The sequence below is a fragment of the Embleya sp. NPDC055664 genome (assembly GCF_053618075.1).
Map to the genome: position 1 here is coordinate 1 of NZ_JBSHGZ010000065.1, position 18,528 is coordinate 18,528.

Sequence of the window (18,528 nt, forward strand, 5' to 3'; positions counted from 1 at the left end):
CCCGAAAGCTACCTGGCAGGACTCCAATTGCGAAGCTCGATCATCTGGATCCGCAGCCTTCAGCCCATCGGATAGTCCAACTGCGTACAGGCCCTGGGACACCGGGGCCGACACCGAGGGGTTGCGCCCCTTGCGCTTGCCGGTGGGGGATGACCAGGTCGGGCCGGATCTGCTCGACGGACTCGCCGTTCGCGCGGCGCCACAGCACGTTGTGCGGCATGTCGTCGGTGACGACCGGCGGTCGGCCGCCGTGCCTGCCCTCGCGAGAGGAGGTGTCGAGCCCTTCCAGCGTGGACTCGCGGATGTTCTCCCGCTCGGCGCCCCGTGGGAAATGACAGCTCAGCCGGCGCGCGCAGTCCACTGCGGCGGCGTCCACAACCGGGCATCGGCGCTGCCGACCTGGATCAGCGTTCCGGTATGCCGATCCTGACGCGCCGGGCAGAACCCGTCGATCGCGAACACCTGCCGTCCGCTGGTGATGTCGACGCCGCGCAGACCGGCCTCCTCGGCGATCAGCAGATGCTCTCCGTCGGTGAAAAAGCCGAGAACGCCGACCGGCCAGGGGAACGTCGCGACCGCCTCGATCCATCGCACGCCCGGCGAGCGCGGTTCGATCGAGGTGGAGTCGAGGACGTGGACGGTACCGCTGCCGGCATCGTCCCGGTCATACACCGCGATCCGCCCGTCGTCGACCCACACCACCGGCCGGTTCCACCCCGAGACCTCGGGATACACCGCACGGCTGGGCCCGTCCTCGGACTCATACGGGTTGTCGCGCAGCCAGGCGGTCAGGCTCCATACCGCCGGCATCCCCCACGGCTGCCACACCCACCCGCCGTCGTGGACACGAGTCCCATCAGGACTCAGCAACAGCGCGCCGTGGAAGTAATCGAGGTCGTACTCCGCATCCTCCTCGTCTCCATCCCGGCCCTCCCGCGCCGTAAGCACCTCACCGGACGCGAGATCGGTGACATCCAACCGGTTCCAGTCGGTGCGATGCACGACAACCGACCGGCCACCGTGTTCGGCGAACGCCAACGCGAACGGGACGGTTTCACAGCAGTAATCCCCGCCGTCCAACTCCAACGCCGCCGAACCGGTGGTGAGATCGACGACGGTGCCGTACCGACCGCGGTCTTGAACCACCGCCGCCCAACGGCCACATCGAGACACATGAAGCCGCAGCCGAACGCCGCCACCGTATTCGGACGCCGGCCCCTCCTCCCGATACCGGGCCACGTCCCGCACCCCGCCGGTCGTCGGCGTCCACCGCGCCAGCCGTCCGCCCTCGCACAGCACCAGCCACGCCGGCCCCGCGTCACCGAGTGCAGCCGGCAACGCCGCCACATCCACGATCGGCCGCAGCGCGTCGGGAACCGCCACCTCCACCGTGACCGTCGCCATATCGATCCCCTCGGTGCGCCCGTGTGCCCCCACGACAACGTGGACAGCAGGTGATACGGCACCGTATCGGCAAAGCCGGTGAGCGCCGCGATGCCGGTCGCGGCGGTGGGGCCGGCACGGATCCGGTCCATGCCGGGCTCATTCTCGCGCAGGTCCGCTGATCGCCGACCTGCGCGACGCGGCTCTCGACCTCGGCGGGTTCGCCCCCGCCGGCCCCGTCCTGCGGGCATCCCCGGCGGCCGGGACGGCCAACGCAGGGCGGCCCGGTTCCGACCGGCAGCGGCTCGATGGTGCGCCCGTAGTGGTAGACCTTGGCCGGAGGCTGCCACGGGACGGTGCCGGCCTCGGGCCGACGCTCCGGCCACGCGGTACGCCTGCCCATCCGGCCCCGGGGCGGGCCGGCCCCGGCTTTCCCGGTTGGCTGTATATCGGATCACCACCCGACAGACACAGACACCCTCCGGCCCCGACGTGCACCGCGCCTCCGGGCCCGGCGACACCGGGCATCGTCGGCCTCTCCCGGGAAACGTGGACCGACGCCCCCCGCCGGCTGGGATCGGCCACCGCGACCGCCCGCACGTCGAAGAGTCGGGGCAAAACGACGACGGCGGCGTGCGTGTCCAGCGAGTCGTCCGGCCGATCGCATCGCCGAGCAGGCCGGACATCGTGGCCGGGGTTGGCCCGCCGCGTCGATGACCAGGGGGTACCTGTCGGCGGTCGACCTCGCGACCGCGACCGGATCGAGTTCGTCGGTGAGGTTCTTCGGCGCCTTCGCCACGCGCGCGTCCTACCGCCGCCAGGCCGTGATGACATCGTCGGGGCCCCAGCGGAGGCCGATCGGCTCGGAGGGGACGTCGGGGGCGATTCCGGACAGGGAGACCACGGCGAGGGCGGTGGAGCCGAGGGTGAAGCCGGGGACCTGGGGTGCGGCGGTGGCGAGGTCGGCCATGTCGTGGCGGTCGAACGGGCTCGACAGCCATTTGATGGAGCCGATCAGGCGTACGTGGCGGGCCACGGGTGCGCGGTCCGCGCCGACGAGGTCGACCTCGGGGTCGAAGCGGCGGTTCCACCAGCCGCCGACCGCCTCGATGTCGTCCCACGGCAAGCGGCCGTCGCCGGCGGCGAGTTCGATCGCCTCACGCACCAACGGCTCGACGGCCCGGCCGCGCCATGCGGCCCAACGGCGCTCCACGACGCGGTACGCGGCGTCCGGGCGGCCGCGCCGTACCTGCTCCTGTGCCGTGCGCAGGACCGCCAGATACAGCCGCAGGTTGCTGTCCTGGACCCGGTACAGCGCGGGTTTGCCGGGCTGGGTGGAGACGGGCTCGTCCATGGCGAGGACACGTTTCTCCTCGACGAGGCGGCGCAGTACGGGGGACAGCGAGCCGGAGGGGATGGCGCCGCTCCTGCCGCCGGCGGTCGCGGCGATGTTGGCGTGGGTACGGTCGCCGCCGCCGACGGCCTCGAGGACGCGGCGTGCCTGGTCCGGAGCGGGGAATTCGGCCAGGAGGGACGATTCGGGGATGCCGAAGACGGGGGAGGCAGGGTCTGCGCACTCGGCTCGGAGGAACGGGAGCGCGGGGGTGCCGTGGGGCCAGGCGCGCAGGATGCCGGGCAGCCCGCCGCAGACCAGGTGCGCATCGATGGCGTCGGCGGCTTCGAGGCCGAGGGCGTCCGCGGTCTCGGCAGGGTTGAGCGGGCCGAGGACGAGGTTGTCCGCGCGGCCGTAGAACGGCCGGTCGTACGCGGTCAGCCGCTCCATCATGTGCAGATCACTGCCCAGGAGCAGCAGGAGCACCGGCCGCCTGGACAGCAGGCGATCCCACGCGGTCTGCAGGGCTCCGTCGAACAGGGTGTCCTGCTCCGCCAGCCAGGGCAGCTCGTCGATCACGACGACGGTGGGCCGGTCGGGCAGGACGGTGGCGAGGGCCCGGAAGGCGTCGGGCCAGCTGCCCGCCCCGCCGGAGGGCACCAGTTCCGGGTCCCCGGGCAGGGAGGACTCCGCCAGCTCGGTCAGGAAGTCCGCGACCGCCTCGACGGGTGAGGCGCCCTTGGTGGCGGTGAAGAACACGTACGGAACCCCGGCGGTGTCGCAGAACTCCTGCACCAAACGGGATTTGCCGACCTGCCGCCGACCCCGCAGCGCGAGCGCGGCCCCCGCGCCCGAGTCGGCGACGCGCTCGAGGCGCTTGCTCAACAGCGCCAGCTCGAGGCGACGACCGACGAACGACATTCCGCCCTCCATCGAGCTAGAGATGCTCTACAAAGAATGAATCTATGTAGCTAGTGTCTACATAGATTACCTCACTCGGAGCCTTAGGGGATGCCAAGCCCATAGAGGCGCCCCTATTCGGATCCCTTGGCGGGACACTTTGCCATCCCTGCGGCCGGAACTTGAGCGGATCCGCCTGCCCGCAGAGCCCGTACGCAAGGCATAAGTCGGGAGGCGATCAGGATCGGGGTTGACGTCGCCGGCGTGGCCTGAGCGTGGGGTGAGTATCCAGCCGAGCGCGCTTACCTCGGAGCTGCCTGCGGCGCCGGTTGGTCCCGTCGGCAGAGCCGGGCCCTATGCCTCCGGGCCCAAGGCCGCGAACAGCGTGTCGATCCGCAGCCGTAGTTTGGCGTCCGTCGCCCCCGTGACGACGACGTCGAGGAGGCCCTCGTCGCGGGTGACGGTCGCGACGTGGACGTGAAGGGACGCGGTCGTGCCCTCCAGCGGGTGGGTGTCCCACAGATCGAGGTCGTCCTCATCCGTGCTCCGCACGCGCGCCATGAAGGCGTCCCAGTCGGTCGGGACGAAGTCGGCATTCATGAACCCGGCCAGCAGGTGCATGAACGAACCGAGGTTCCCGCGCGATATCCGGCCGTCGAGGGCATAGTCCGGCGGTGGTGTTCCGTCGGTCGAAAGGCCGGGGCGAAGCGCTGCGCTGACGGGCTGTGGGTCGTCGAAGTACGTGCGCAGGCGCACGGTGAGGTCGAGTTGCCGGCACGCGGTCTCGGGGTCGTAGGCCGCGGTGGGCAGTTGGGGCACACGCTTGCGACCGGTCCCGTCCAGCCGGTACGGCTCCTCGAACGCACGCTCCCACCGCTTGACGGCGGGCGTGAAACGCTCGCGTACATCGGCCGCGTCGGTGTCGAGGAAGTGGGCGATGTCCTCCCACGAACTGCCGCGCTCGCGCTCGAAGATCACCGCGCGTTCGAGAAGGTGATCGGCGTATCTCCGTAGGGCGGCGGCCTCGCTGACCCGTCCGCCTTGGCCCGTCGGGTCGTCGAACCGGGTGATCGCGAGGTTCGCCGCCCCCTCGGCGAGCCCGACGCCGGCATCGCTGAGGACCAGGCGTGCCAGTGCCGCTCGCGTAAAAGCGGCGCGTTCGGCGTCGTAGGGGGTGGACTGCGTCAAATCCGCTGCTCCCGTGAAATGGTCCGACGGCCCGGGCTGTCGGGTCCGCAGGACACTGTGACGCCCCGGGCGCGGGGGCGCCACCGGTTTCCCGGCGCTCAGGGCCGAGGGCGCGGGCCGCCGTTCAAACGAGCATCCGTGGTGCCGCGGCCAGGAGTCGGTCGTCCACGGGCGGGTCGGTGTGTCGGGAGAACGAGGAGGTCTGCGAGGTCCGGCAGGAGGGTGCGGGCGGTGTGTGACGTGAGGGTGGGGAGGAGTTGGTCCGGGCACGCGTCGGGGTGCGCAGCGCGAGGCGTTGGTGGTCGACGCGTCGGGTGCGGGCAGCGAGCGCGGCCAGCGCGTCGGGATCGGGGTCGGGCACGGTGATGAGGAGGCGTTCGTCGCCGAGGCGGCCGAGGGCCGGTTGGGCTTGCCTGGCGGTAGGGGCGCCGAGGGCGAGGGCGTGCGGGATGAGGCGCGGCCGGGCTCGGGCCCGAGCCCGGCCGCGCCCGCGAGGAATGCGAGCGCGGACGCTCGTCCGTGGGCGGCGTGCACGGCGGCGTGAGCGAGGAACGGCACGGCGGCCATGGTCGCCGAATACACCGACTCCTGGTGCAGCGCGCTGTTGAACAACTTGCTCAGGGCCTCGCCGGCGCGACCCGCGTCGTTCGCGTACAGCGCCCGTATCCGGTCCGGGACGTCGGTGCCGTCCCCATAGGCCTGGTCCAGCGACCGCCAGTCGATCGTGTCGAGCTCTCCGGGTGGTCTCACGCCGGCGAACTGTAGCCCCGGGGACCGTCATCGCATGGCGCGTGAAGGGCGCGTCGAACGATCTCCGGAGCGCCCGCCGCCCGGCCGGGATGCCGTGAAGTCCGGACACCCCGATGCCGAACCCGCCCACCACTACACCCGCTTCAGGTGTCAGCCCTCGTGCGCCGGTCGATCGAGTACATGTGCGAGGAACGCCGTGTCGAGGGTGACATCGCCCAGGAGTCGCCAGGTGCGGCGTTCGCGGGTGAGGTCTCCGGTGACGGTGAGGGGGAGCTTGGCGCGGTGCGCGCGGATGGCCCAGTCGTAGTTCTCGCCGGTGAGCGTCACGTGGATGTTGCGGATGCCCTTGTCCGGGATGTCCGCGAGCAGCACGACGGTCCCGCGTTCCTCGGTGTCCGTGCCGGCGTTCTCGCGAGTGAGGGATTTGACCGGGCCCACGACGGTCTGTCGGGTGGGTGGTTCCTCGCGGCGGGCCAAGCCCTCGCGGACGCGTGGCAGTTCGCCGATGACGTCGCGGCCCATGAGGACGTGGTGGATCGCGGGCGGCGAGGGCAGGACCGGGGACCACTCGAAGGACAGGTCGAGAGCGCGCAGTCCGGGAGCCCTGGTCAGGTCCTCCAGGGATTCGACGAGGCCCAGGCTCATGCCTGGGGCGTCGCCGCGGGTGGTCGACAGGGCGGCGTCGCGGGTGGTTTCGAGTCCGCGGGCGAGTGTTTCCATGACGCGTCGTGGGAACGGGGGCTCGTCCGCCGGGGGGCCTGCGGGAGCTGGTTCCCCGAGTCGGGTGACGATGGTGAAGATGAAGCTGCCGCGTTTGGTGTGGCCGAGACGGACGTCGTCGGTGAGGAACTCGCGTACGACGGCGGGTCGGCGACCACCGGAGCGGGTGTGTTCGGGGTCGGCGGCGGTCATCGCGGCCGCGCCGAGCATCTTGTGGATGCCCCTGAGGGTTTCGTCGGCCTGTTCGAACGAGATCGTTCCGTCGCGAAGGCTCTGGTCCAGGCGGATGTAGAACAGGTCGGCGCGGGTCGCGGATACGTGTTCGAGGAGTGTTTCCGGGTCCCAGCCGTAGACGCGTCCGATGCCGTACAGGGCCTCGTCGAAGCGGCGGCGGAAGTCCTCGTAGTCGGTGGCGAGGGGAAGGAGGATCCGGGCGGTGAGGCCGCCGGTGTCGTCCTCGAGTCGCCAGAGTTCCTTGACGTGGGCCTGGCGGGCCTCGAGCGTCCATCCGTGGGCGGCGAGGTGGCCGGAGACGACGGCGGGGGAGAGTACCCGGTCGAGTTCGCCGTAGCGGCCGATGGTCGAGGCGCTCATCGCCAGCCTCCCTCGCCGATGTCCTTCATCATCTCAAGCACCGTCGCCGGCCTGAAGATATTACTTCTCGGTAATTTGACGCGCTTCGTCGACTGCCCCTCGGCGAGTGGCGGCCACTCGGCCGGATCCGCCCAATACATGCAACTCGCGGACAGGATCCGCTCCTCGCTCTGATCGAGCCACGTCTCCGCGTCCTTCGGCACGAGCAACACCGCCAGATACGCCCGGTTGAACCGCCTCGGATTCGCCAGATGCCGATACGGCCCCGCGTCCATGTCCCAGGCCAGTGCCTCATCCCGCAACAGATCGACGCGGTCGGTGCACTTCACCTGCAACTCGAACTCGGGCCCCACGTACTTACCGTAGTCGCACGACGACGCAATGGTCATATCCACGCCGTCGTAGTCCGCCGCGTGAAACTTCACGCCACACCCTGCCGCAGCGGCTATGACCTGCACGAAGCCCAGACTGAAGTGCTCTTTTCGCGCATTCTCGGGCAATCCGTCGCGCCCTCGCGCCATTTCGTCACCCACCGCATCCCCCCGACTCCGGCAGCACGCCGAACGTAGCGCCGACCGCACGCCTCGGTCAGGCGTTCGGGGAATTCGGCAGGATCGGAGACCCGACACATCGGCGGGGGTCTAAGCAGGGCGACGGGCCCCTCACGTCACCAACAGTGGCGGCGGGCGGGACTGAACCGTCAGGATCCGTTGTAGAGGCGTTGCAGGTCGACGAGTTGGAGGTCGGGGTTGTCGGTGGCGGCGGTGCGGAGGTCGTCGGTGAAGCCGTCGCCGCTGAAGCAGAGCAGTCGGGTGTGGCCGGCGTCGACGCCGTCGCGGCCGGCGAGGAGTTCGCGGATGCGTTCGAGGCGGGCGAGGTGGGCTCGGCCCATGCGTGCCTTCCACTTGGCCTCGCCGATGGCCAGGAGGGTTTCGCGGCCGTGGTCGTCGCGGCCGAAGACGGCGACGTCGACTTCGAGGCCGGTCTTGGCGACGGGGTTGGGGATGGTGCCGGATTGCACGCGCACGCGCCGGCCGCCGAGGGTTTCGGGCGAGGCGTACCAGCGGGCCCAAGCGCGGCAGAGTTGTTCGAAGTGCGGGCCGACGACCTTGCTCAGGAAGGTGGCCTGCGAGCGTTCCCAGACCTCCGCGGCGTGGCCCGGGCGCTCGAGGTCGCTCCACTCGGGGCGCATCACGGCGTGGTAGAAGGACACGATGGGTTCGGCGATGCGGTAGGCGGAACGTTTGCCGTGGAAGGCGTCCGGGTCGCGGATGATCATCCCGGTGTCCTCGAGCACCGCGAGGGCGTGGCCGAGGTCGGTGGATTTGCGGGCGAGGTAGCTCGCGATGCCGCCGCGGGTGTGGTTGCCGTCGGCGATCGCGGACAGGACGCCGTGGTACAGGGCGGTGTCGCGCAGGTCGGGTTCCTCGGCGAGGAGGAAGCGGGCCTCGCGGAAGAGGGGGCGTCCGGGGTTGAGGACGTTGCGTTGCACCCAGGGGCCGAAGTCGTCGAGGTCGGCGGGGCTGTCGCCGAGGGTGAACTCCCGGGCGTAGGCGGGGGTTCCGCCGACGACGGCGTTGACGAGGACGGCGAGGGTGGGGTCCTCGATGCCCCAGAATCGCGCGGCGAGGCGGTAGTCGAGGGTGGGCACCACCAACTCCAGGCTCGCGCGCCCGCGCAACGGGGCCGTCCCGGTGAGCAGGTTGCCCATGAACGACAGGGCGGAGCCGCACAGCAGCAGCCGGATCGGGGCGCCGTCGCGGCGAGCGTTCGGCCCGAGCGCGCGTTGCAGGAGCGAGGGCAGTTCGGGCGATGCCTTGGCCAGGAACGGGAACTCGTCGATCACCACGGGCATGGGTCGGCCGTCGGGTGCGGGGATGATCATCAGTGTCTCGACGGCCTCCTCCCAGTGCGCGAACCGGTAGGGGATCGGTTGGCCGGTGTGGCGCGCGAGGGCCGCCCCGAACTGGCGCAGCGACTCGGCCTCGGTGGCCTCGGTCGCGGAAAAGTAGAACCCGCCCGTCTCCCGACACAGCGCGTCCAGCAGGAACGTCTTGCCCTGACGCCGCCGCCCGGAGACCACCCCGAGCGTCGCCTCACGCCCGGGGTAGGCGGCGAAGCGCACCAGCTCGGACCACTCGAAGTCACGATCGAACATGTCGGACGGCTTGTGCACGATCCCACCCGGGCGCCGGCAATGATGAACGCATCTATTATAACTATAGTTATCGTTGATTTCGCTTGCGGCCATCTGATTGGACGTTATCGCCCACATCTCGCGTACCTGCCAGGCGGCTGGCCCGGCTCCCGGTGCGAACTCGCGTCCGGAGCGGTGACGGTGGCCACCCCGTCGAATCGTGTCCGGGCGTGCGTGATCCGATGCCCCGTCACCGCGTCGCTTGCCCCCGGCGTGGTCGAGTTCGAGGGCGGCGGCGGTGTGCACGGTCAGGTCTGCGGTCTCGGCTCGTTCACGCCACCACGCCAGGGCCTCGTCTCCTTGCAGGGGGAGGATCTCGCGAGTACGACCCGCGGTGGTGTGGACCCCGAGCTTGCGCGTCGCGTTGGCGGTGATCCGGTACTGGACCCGCAGCCCCGGGCGAAGTCCCCCCAGCATCGGCTTGAGGGCCCGGTGAGGCACGAGGCCGTACTCCGCAGGAAGCCGTGTGGGGTCGGGCTCCAGCACACACTGACAGAGAGGGTCCCCGGGGGCCGTCGTCGACTCGGAAGAGCACACCCGCCCGACTGCGTGCGTCGGTGTCGAGGTCGTCGGGGCACAACTGCATCACGCGATGATGCAACGCCACCGCGCTGCCCTGATCGCGCCGGGCGTCCCGACGACGCGAGTCGGGAATGATGTGCGTCAACCAGAGTGCGCTGGGGGACGGAGGCCACGGCCTGGACAGCTGCTTTGGTTTTCCCTTCGCCGGTGGGGGCGACCACGGCAACGATGCCCGGGCCCTGCAGTTTCGTCTCGACGACCCGCTGCACGGGGAATGGGGTTGTGGCGGGTCCGAAGAGATTCCCGAAACGGGTGTCGCTCGGGGGGATCCAGGGCGTCCAACCGAGTTCGTCGATCTTGGCTTGTTCCCGCTTGCGGGCAGTGCCGACGTAGGAGGCGAGGTCGACGTCCGTGCCGGGCGTGGAGTTTCGTCGGCAGGTCGGAGGCGATCCAGTCGCTGACCGAGGCCAGCCCCGCCAGACCCGTCGCGACGTCGGGCGAAACGTGTATCTGGGACCATGCGCGAGTGTTCGGGTTGGGCAGACCCATCAATTCCACCACTTGGTGAACGAGCGACTCGCAGCCGGCGTCCCAGGAGGCGGTACCCCGTGCGCCGTGTGCGTGCGCGGCCTGCCCGACGGTGGCGTGACTGGGAATGATGCCGTGGTGACCGCCCAGGGCGAAGGCGATCGTCCGGGCCGTGGACCCGGTCGCACCCCAGCCGGAGAGGATGCGCTGGAGGTGATGTGCCGTCAGGACACCGTGATGGCAATCGGTGCGGGCGCGGGGGTCGTACCACCGCGCGACGTGGTGCACGTCGTTCGCCTCGGCAACGGTCAGATCCCGCTTGGCGAGGTCGGGGCGCAGACCTTGGAAGGTGGGGGAGTACTTGCCCAGGTCGTGGAGACCGCACAGCAACGCCACCCACGCCTCCGGGGTTTCGAGAGGCGCGAACGCCTCGCGCAGCCGCTCCAAGAGGCGTGGCCCCGGCAGGATCGTGACGAGGATTTCCGCGGCCGCGACGGTGTCGATGGCGTGACAGATCAATGGGTGCGGCTTGCTCCCCTGTTTGGCCTTGCCCCGGATGCCGCGCGTGTCTACGGGAGTACCGCCGTCAGTTCCCACGGAATCAGCAAACCGCACGCGGGATGGGCAAGTCCAGGTGAAGTACCCGCTCCCGACTCGATGTTCACCGGTACACCGATCCGGCAAGGGGCGCGATGTCCTCGATCAGCTCAGGAGCGTCGCCCCCGTGTCCAGGGAATCCCTCTTCACGCAGAATGCGCTCAGTGGGCATGAGCCGCACATCGGGTCGGATTCGCGGCAGTAGGAGCTGCCGATAAGTCGGATCGCCGCCATGCGCAACGGTGCCTGTTCGCTGGCTCCTATGATCTTCGAGAGGTCGACACGTCCGTCGCTCAGGCGGTTCGTCCGGTCCGATGCCGAGCCGGTGACGCGAGCGGCCACGCGTAAGGAGCCCTGGCCGACCAGGAGCAGGTCGTCGCCGGTCAGCAGGCGATAGAGGGAATGTTCGCCGGGGCGCATGTTCAGGGCCCTTGGGAGGTCCGTCTTGGTGATCGACCTCGGGCGCTCCTGCTTGCGGGCCAGCAGTTCCTCGATCCCCTGGCGTACCCGGTCGCCGTTGACGACGGCCGACACGGCGAGCAGATCGCGCTCCGTCAACCGTTGTTTGCCCCGCAGCGGCGCCAGTTGCCTGCCGACGAGGGCCGGAGCCGTTCGGGCGGCGGTCATCAACGCCGACAGGGCCGCTGCCGCAGGGATGACCTCCGACCCCGGCAGTACGGCCCAGTTGGGGCCGGTGGACTCGCGTACGGCCCAGGCGGTCAGTGCCTCGCGGACCCGCAGCCAGTAGGGACGCGCCTCGGGCTCGGGCGGGCCCGCGGACGTGCTCGTGTCCAGGGGCAGGAGGGCTTGGGCCGCCGCCTCGCCCAACAGCGGTGGTACGGCGTTGCCGATCTGGCGGAAGGCGTCGCTGCGGTTGCCGGCGAAGCGGAATCGGTCCGGGAAGGTCTGTACGCGTGCCGCCTCGCGCACGGTCAGCGTCCGGAGTTGCTCGGGATGGATGTACCAGTAGCCGTCCTTGGCGATGTGTGCCGTGATCGTGCGGCTGAGTTCGTCCCAATCCAGCTTCTTGTACTTGTCCTTGAAGTGCTCGGAGTCGTAGCGCCGCAGGTGCTCGGGGATGTCGCGGTACAGCGACTTGGAGTCCATTCCCGCGAAGATCTCCCGGTCGTCGTCGCGGACCGGGCGGGTCATGTGATCGTGGACGCGCCCCACGGGGGCCCCCGATCGCATGCGGCGCGCGAACTCGGAGAGATTCGCCTCTGTGCGGTAGGCGAACTCTCGGCGTCCGGTGCTTCCTTCGGGGAGAGCGGGCAGGTCCTCTATCGCGTCGCGAAGGGTGGTGCGACCGTGGGGTCGCGGCCACGGGAAGGTTTCGGCGTCGCGTCGTGCCAGCAGTATGAGTCGCTTGCGGTGCTGGGGGACCTGGTAATTCCAGGCGTCCACCAGGCGAACCTGGGTGTAGTACCCCGCGTCTTCGAGTTCCTGCTCGATGTTGCGGATGACGAAGAAGTCGTCGCCCAGACCCATGTCGGGGACGTTCTCCATCAGCACGGCGCGGGGACGCACCCTGAGGATGACGTCGAGGTAGGCGCGCCAGAGTTCCCTGCGCAGATCCTTCGCTTCCCGGACGCCCTCGCGTACCAGGCTGCGGATCTTGCTCCGTCCGGCACGACTGAACGGCTGGCACGGGGGGCCTCCGGCCACCAGGTCGATCCGGGCGTGACTCAGGAGTTCGACGAGACGGTCGCGTTCGTCGGGGTTGCCCAGGTCGGTTCGCAGGGACAGACCGGGGAAGTTGCCCGCGTGGGTCTCGCGGGCGCGGTCGTCGTAGTCGGCGGCGAGAGCGACCGTCCACCCGGCCTGCTCCAGCCCCAGACTCAGTCCGCCGGCTCCGGAGAACAGGTCGACGGCCAGCCGTTCGTGGGGGGATCGTCGGGCGAGCCATTCCGGGAAGTTCTCCGGCGTGCAGGCGTCCGGGTGTGGAGCGAGCTTCAGATAGTCGCTGCGCTCGAGGCGCACCCCGTAAACCACGCTCCCCACCCTTCAACGATCACCGACGTCGAGCACAGATCACACGCGAAGAACCCGGTCTCCGTCGAGTCCGCAGGTCAAAGAGTGTTCGGAGAATGGTCGCACCGCTCGCGCGCGATCGCGGGAATGCCCCGTGAACGAAACGATCTCCGAGACATGCAGTATCCCGCATACGGGCCGCGTATCGATACATGGTCCGGGTTCGGACGCCAGGAGACGGCTACCCCAGGAACGTCGGGGGAAGTTGCCAGTCCGCACCGACCACACTCTTCCAACATTCTTCCTTCTTGCACCATTCGGTGACATTTGCTCCCCCGGGCGGTTGTGTCAGGATCGGACGTATGGCGGAGAGCAGTCCGGGCAGCAGTGCGGCGATGTGCTCGGGCAGCGATTGCAATTTCCAGACACGATCCAGATCCACCGCCCCGCCCGCGCGGTCGACGAGAAGAGCGACCGCGTAGTTGGTGATTTGGGCGAGGTATCCCTGGTGATCGTCGGCGGCATTCAGACCACGGATCACCTTGCGCGATTCCTCGAAGAGGATCGACTTGGCGACCAATTCCCTGAAGTAGGCGGCGGACGGCGGCGACTCGTAGGCGCTTACGACATCCGATGTCCAGATCTGGAAGCATTTCTGACCGCCGCGACTCACGACATGCGGATGCCGAAGGTACAACATCTCGTACTTGGCCACCTCGGTCTTGCCGAACCGCTGGGTCGAGGGATGCTCTTGTCGGAACTGTCGCTTGCGGGCGTCCGTGCGCTGCTCGCTCAACGCGACCTGGTACTGCCCGCGAACGCGTTCGTAGTACCAGCGGGTCTGCCGGGTGCTTCCCCCGACGGCCGGCGCCCACAGGGCGCGCGACAGCCTTTCCAGCTCCACGTGAAAGGGACTGTTCGCCTCGAAGTCGGCTTCACGGATGACGTTCTGCGAGTTCGCGTACTTGGAGATCTTCGGCACGAACTCGTCCAGGGCGTCGGCCTGCCGGACGATGGTGAACTTCGCGGGCACTCGGACGTCGCTCAGGTCGGCGCGATCGCGCAGCGACGTGTGATGCAGGGACGCGGTGGTCTGACCGCCGTTCACGATCTGGAGGTCCACGATGCGGGACAGCATGATCTGGCCGTCGGGCCCCTCCTCCAGCCCGATGTCGGTTGCGGTGGCAGAGATGCCGTTGTTGTACGCAAGGAACCGTCCCGGGGCCTCGCGAACGGTTTGGCTGATGGCCTTGTTGACCTTGCCGCGCGCCTGCAGGTAGGCACGAACGTTGCGTTGGAGCAGCTTGCCGCCATAGGTGTCGTACAGATCGGCCAGCAGTTGCCCGGGCAGCACCGCCAGCAGGCAGTGGTACTCGCCTCCCCGTAGTGCGGGCAGGCATGGCACGGGGCCGCCGAAGTTCGCCAGTTCGATGACGATCTGTTCCTGTTGGCGGCCCGACGTGGCGAGACGGAACAAACGTGCGATGTCCCAGAGTTCGTAGCTGGTCGGCAGGCCGGCGACCGTCTTCGCGGCGACGTGGGCCAGCGTGGTCCGGCCGTCGGTGAGCAGGAAGATCCGCATGCGTGCGAGGCGCGGCCACGCCTTGTGGATGGTGTCCGCCATGTCGAACGCCGGACTGGTGTCCTCGAGTTCGGCGAGAGTACCGGCGGCGCACTCCTCGGCGAAGGCTTCGACGGCGTTGAACATCGCCTGGACGTCCCTTCGGGCCAACGCCGCCGCCCCGAGGTCGGAACGCACGATGAACAGGTCCAGCGAGGTCCCCTGGTCGCTGATCTCGTAGCCGTGGACCTCCAGCGTGCGGCGACGAACCTGCTTGCGCAGGTAGCACGGTGTGACGTCCTCGACCACGCCGTCGTTGACGAGGTAGTCGCAGACCACTTCGAGGAAGGCGTTGCGCCTGCGTTCCGCGGACTCCTCGGGGACGCGATCGACCACGGCGGCCTCAAGGGATCGCGCGAATCCCTCCCACTCCGGTTCAGCCACGGGAACACCCCCGGTTCGGAGGCGGCGCCAGGATGTCGCCCATGGTGGGTTCGTCGACCAGCGCGTGTGCGCAGGTCGACAGGTCGATCGAGTAGGACACGTTCAATACTCCGTGCGGAAGATCGGTCGGGGTGAGCACAGGAAAGTCGTCACGTACGCGATGGCAGTACCGGCGGGACAGGCGGTAACGATCACGTTCGTACCGCTCGCGGTGCGCATCCATCCATCCGGCCCGAAGGAGCAGGTTGTCCAGCACGAGACGCTCCGCCCCCAGCGAGGGATGCGCCCTCACCTCCTCGACGAGGGTGCCCAGGGTCATGCCGAATTCGTCGCGCGAGAGCACCTGATACACGAGGACCAGCTCCCGCAGGCCGTAGCGGTCCAACTGGTCGGCGCCGTTGATCGTGCAGCGCTGGGTGTTCACCGAGACGGACTTGACCTCCAGTGCCCAGTCGTCGGCCCTGAAGTCCTGGGCGGCGCCCGTGGGCCCGGTCCACGCATGCGCTGCCGCGGGCCCCTTGAGGGGGAGCACGACATCGCGGAGAACGAGCAGCTCCCCGAGCAGACCGATCGACTCCTCACGGCCGAGACCGTCCCGCGGCGCTCGTCCCAGCATCGCCTGCCATGCCGTGAGCCTGGCGACCAAGGCGGTCGCGGCTCGATGCGGGGCCCATCGCAGATGCTCCAGAAGATCGGCGAGCAGGACACAGAACATGTGTCGATCGGTGGTCGGCTGCGCGACGACCTCGAGGCTTCCATCGCGGCAACGACACGTCAGCCCGGCGGCCAGGACCAGTTCACGATCGCCCAGATTCTCGGTGCTCGAGACCAGCAACGCCCATTCCCCGTCGGGGAATCGAACCTCCACGAAGATGTCCAGATCGTGCTCGGGCAGAAGACGGCGCCGGGTGCCGCCGGCGCCACGGAGCTCTCCCGCCCGGGCCGCCTCGAACATCGCCGTCAGTGCGGCCGGGGTCAGTCCGTCCATCGGTCGTCCCCTTGTGGATCCTCGTCCTCGAGCGTCAACATCGCGACCAGCTCGCGCAGATAGGTCTCGGTCACCCGGTAGGACAGAGACCGTGCCGTCGGCGAGGACGGGAACGACACCGCATAGCCCACGAGCGGAAGCCCCTCCGGGGCGCCTGTGACGCAACCGGTCGTCTCGATGGGGTAGATCAACAACAAGCCTTCGGCAGGGTCTCGCCGTCGCCGCAGTTCACGACCGCTGGGACGACTCTCCCTCGTCTCGCTCCGACGAGGGGGCCGGCGCGTCTCGTTCGAGGCGGACGAGGCGTTGGTCATCTTGCGGGCGTCGTCGTATTGCTCCCGAGACAGACCGATCGCCTCGTGCACGGGACTCACCAGGACGCCGACCTCGAAGTCGCGACCGACCTCGACCACGCCCCCCACGGGCTTGCGTCGCACTTGGCGCACGGATTCGCCCGCGATCTCCAGACGTTGTTTGGAGCTTCCGCCGGTGATCGCCACGGTCCACCGCACCAATTCCCCATGAGCGTTCTGGCCGTGGATGTAGTCGATGAGGTTTTTCGGATTCGCCTGGGAGACCCGTCCCGGGCACGCGAATCCGTCCAGAAAGTTGATCACCGCCTGAACCGGGACGTTTCGACGCATGAATCCTTGGCCTGTGTCCGGCGGCCGGAGCTCCGGCGGAACAACCTCGCAGGGCGCCATCGCATCGATCAGCGCGTCCAGGCGCGCCTTGTTGCCGCGCAGCGCCTCGGGGCGCGTGAGCATGTGCAGGGTCTCCGCGCGCCGTTCCGCGAAGGTGAGCCAGATGCTCTTGGTGTTGCGCATCTTGGCGGCCGCGGTCACCTGGAGGTGTTCGTGACCGTCCCGGATGCGTAGCCCGACGTCGAGTGGTTTGCTGCCCGTTTCGGCCAGTACCGAGATCAGGTCCATGAGTTCGCGGTTGGCGCGGGTGACGTGGACGTACGACTTCACGAGCTCGGGGGTGGTGTACAGGCGGGTGACGTCGAGGTATCCGGGTCGGTATCCGAACCAGCGTCCCATCTGGAGCAGCGTGTCGTAGGTGCGCGAGGCACGCAGGTAGTACGAGACGCTCAGACCCTCCAGCGTCAGGCCCCGTGACAGTTTGTCCCCGCCGACCGCGACCACGGTGGCCGGGGCGCTCGACTCGTACTCCAGGACATCGGATGCCTGGCCGTTGACCGCCTTGACGCCCTCCGCGGCGTCGGAGAGCACTTCTTGCACGTGCATTTCGACGCGGTCGTAGTCGATCGCGGGGCCGATGACGCTGCCCAGATGCCCGTGTGCGGCGGTCAGCTCCTCACGCGTGGGCACGAAATCTTGTTCCCATAAGGACCGAAGGCGTGCCCGTAACCGCGCTCCCGCCCCTCCGCGGTCGGACCACGCGTCGTCCATTTCGCGCAGTCGCCCGCGGAGTTGTTGCACAACCGCCGTCTGGACATCCGTGAACCGGGTGACGTGGACGAGCATGGTGGCGTGCCCCTGTCGCGCCGTCGTGAGTTCCGCTCGGGCACGTCTGGCCGCGGTGGAGAGCACGAACGCGTCCAACGCCTCGTTGAGGGAGGCGGGCAAGGACCTCGGCGGCACCCATCCCTTGGTGTGCCCCTCGGGCATCCACCCCTCGTGATCGGTCACCGGGCGGTGCACCGGAAGCGGGTGGGTCTCCAACGCCGCGTCCTCCGGCACCAAGCCGAACACCACCTCGGGTCCCGTGTAGTTCGAAGGCGGGTTCAACGCCACCATGAAACTCTCGGGGAACAGATCCTCACCATGGGTGGGATGATCTGTTTCGGGAGATATGAAGATATTGGCAAACGGCGTTGCGCTATAGGCGACGTAGGTACGTTTCTCGAACAGCCCCAAGAGCTTGCGTATGGCCTGGTTGATCCTTGTCGGATCGTGCTCGGGGTCGCTTTGCGCGCGCTTGGAGCGAGGTCGCTTGGTGTCCACCGAGGCGTAGTCGGCCTCGTCGTCGATCACCAGCACGGGAAGGTCCGCGAGCCGCCCGTCCGGAGTTCCCTTGGCGAAGTCGCCCAACCACTTGGCCAGGTTGTCGAGGATCCTGGCGTTCTTCTTGACCACCGCCAACAGCCGTACCTGGCGCAGATCCACCGGCGTGCTGCGGAAGACCGCGGACTGAAAGTCCTTGTCCCGTGAAGTGATCGACAGACACAGGGGTGGACTCTTCATGCTCAGCGTCCCCACGCCGATGTACTTGGACTCGGCCGTCCGCTGGCGGGTGACGCTCGTGTTGAACCCGAGGAACTCCGCGTCCAACCTGGCCTGGGTCTGATGCCGCAGGCTCTCGTGCGCGCCGGTCATCACGATGACGGCCCGGTAGCCGGCGTCGACGGCCTTGCAGATCAACCCGGTGTAGTTCGCGGTCTTCCCGGACTGCACCTGACCGTATACAAGCCCCTTGCTGCGCCATTCTCCCGGACGCATCGGGTCCTCCATGAGCCCGAGGACGGTGTCGGTCGCCTCGTCCAGGGCCTCCACGGCCGGAGGCTTCCAGCCCGATCCCTGGGAGAGCCAGGTCTTGTAGCGGTCCCAGTACGTCCACTCCACGTCGTACCTGCGCTGGTTGAGCCAGGCATCGTGGTCCTGGGGGTCGAGCAACGAGATCTCGCGTGGTACCCACACATCGAATCGGGATTCGAGTTCGCGAGCGATCCGTTCCGGCGAGACCTCCGTGTCGACGGCCGCCATCATCACCTGGACCTGACCGGCGATCTCCCGGATTCGCTCCGGCGTTCGATCGCGAGGGGCGACTTTCAACAACATGCTCTCGGCGAATTGGAGTGCCAGGCTCCCGGATTGTGGGGTCATGGG

12 protein-coding genes and 1 pseudogene are annotated in these 18,528 nt (G+C 68.6%); all 13 read right to left on the reverse strand.

Annotation, left to right across the window (positions count from 1 at the left end; genetic code table 11):
- Window positions 1-339: 339 nt before the first annotated feature.
- A complete protein-coding gene (locus ACWGR4_RS46880; RefSeq protein WP_452134337.1) occupies window positions 340-1,038 on the reverse strand; it encodes a hypothetical protein in 699 nt (232 codons plus the stop codon).
- Between the two features lie 1,153 nt (window positions 1,039-2,191).
- On the reverse strand, window positions 2,192-3,637 hold the full coding sequence (locus tag ACWGR4_RS46885; RefSeq protein ID WP_452134018.1) for an ATP-binding protein: 1,446 nt from the start codon (window positions 3,635-3,637) through the stop codon (window positions 2,192-2,194).
- A 333-nt stretch (window positions 3,638-3,970) separates the two neighbouring features.
- On the reverse strand, window positions 3,971-4,804 hold the full coding sequence (locus ACWGR4_RS46890) for a hypothetical protein (RefSeq protein WP_452134019.1): 834 nt from the start codon (window positions 4,802-4,804) through the stop codon (window positions 3,971-3,973).
- A gap of 124 nt (window positions 4,805-4,928) precedes the next feature.
- Window positions 4,929-5,165, reverse strand: a complete 237-nt coding sequence (locus ACWGR4_RS46895; RefSeq protein WP_452134338.1) for a hypothetical protein — start codon at window positions 5,163-5,165, stop codon at window positions 4,929-4,931.
- Between the two features lie 539 nt (window positions 5,166-5,704).
- The gene (locus tag ACWGR4_RS46900; protein ID WP_452132451.1) at window positions 5,705-6,868 is read right to left on the reverse strand and encodes a hypothetical protein; all 1,164 of its coding nucleotides are present in this window, start codon (window positions 6,866-6,868) and stop codon (window positions 5,705-5,707) included.
- The gene (locus ACWGR4_RS46905; protein ID WP_452132450.1) at window positions 6,865-7,401 is read right to left on the reverse strand and encodes a DUF4365 domain-containing protein; all 537 of its coding nucleotides are present in this window, start codon (window positions 7,399-7,401) and stop codon (window positions 6,865-6,867) included. The genes ACWGR4_RS46900 and ACWGR4_RS46905 overlap by 4 nt, the downstream gene beginning before the upstream one ends.
- Before the next feature lie 167 nt (window positions 7,402-7,568).
- Window positions 7,569-9,044 (reverse strand): AAA family ATPase, encoded by a 1,476-nt coding sequence (locus tag ACWGR4_RS46910; RefSeq protein ID WP_452132452.1) that lies wholly within the window; start codon window positions 9,042-9,044, stop codon window positions 7,569-7,571.
- 258 nt (window positions 9,045-9,302) lie between these two features.
- A pseudogene (locus ACWGR4_RS46915) lies at window positions 9,303-9,813 on the reverse strand (type I-E CRISPR-associated protein Cas6/Cse3/CasE); the annotation flags it as partial.
- Window positions 9,729-10,730, reverse strand: a complete 1,002-nt coding sequence (locus ACWGR4_RS46920; protein WP_452134339.1) for a CRISPR-associated endonuclease Cas3'' — start codon at window positions 10,728-10,730, stop codon at window positions 9,729-9,731. The pseudogene ACWGR4_RS46915 and the gene ACWGR4_RS46920, both read right to left, overlap by 85 nt.
- Before the next feature lie 87 nt (window positions 10,731-10,817).
- The gene (locus tag ACWGR4_RS46925; protein ID WP_452132448.1) at window positions 10,818-12,713 is read right to left on the reverse strand and encodes a DNA cytosine methyltransferase; all 1,896 of its coding nucleotides are present in this window, start codon (window positions 12,711-12,713) and stop codon (window positions 10,818-10,820) included.
- Between the two features lie 211 nt (window positions 12,714-12,924).
- Window positions 12,925-14,688 carry an AIPR family protein gene (locus tag ACWGR4_RS46930; RefSeq protein ID WP_452132447.1) on the reverse strand — a complete coding sequence of 588 codons (1,764 nt, stop codon included), beginning with the start codon at window positions 14,686-14,688 and terminating at the stop codon, window positions 12,925-12,927.
- A complete protein-coding gene (locus tag ACWGR4_RS46935; protein ID WP_452132446.1) occupies window positions 14,681-15,676 on the reverse strand; it encodes a PD-(D/E)XK motif protein in 996 nt (331 codons plus the stop codon). Before ACWGR4_RS46935 ends, ACWGR4_RS46930 begins: the two co-directional genes overlap by 8 nt.
- Complete coding sequence (locus ACWGR4_RS46940; protein ID WP_452132445.1) at window positions 15,664-18,525, reverse strand: Z1 domain-containing protein; 2,862 nt, start codon at window positions 18,523-18,525, stop codon at window positions 15,664-15,666. Before ACWGR4_RS46940 ends, ACWGR4_RS46935 begins: the two co-directional genes overlap by 13 nt.
- Window positions 18,526-18,528: the final 3 nt, after the last annotated feature.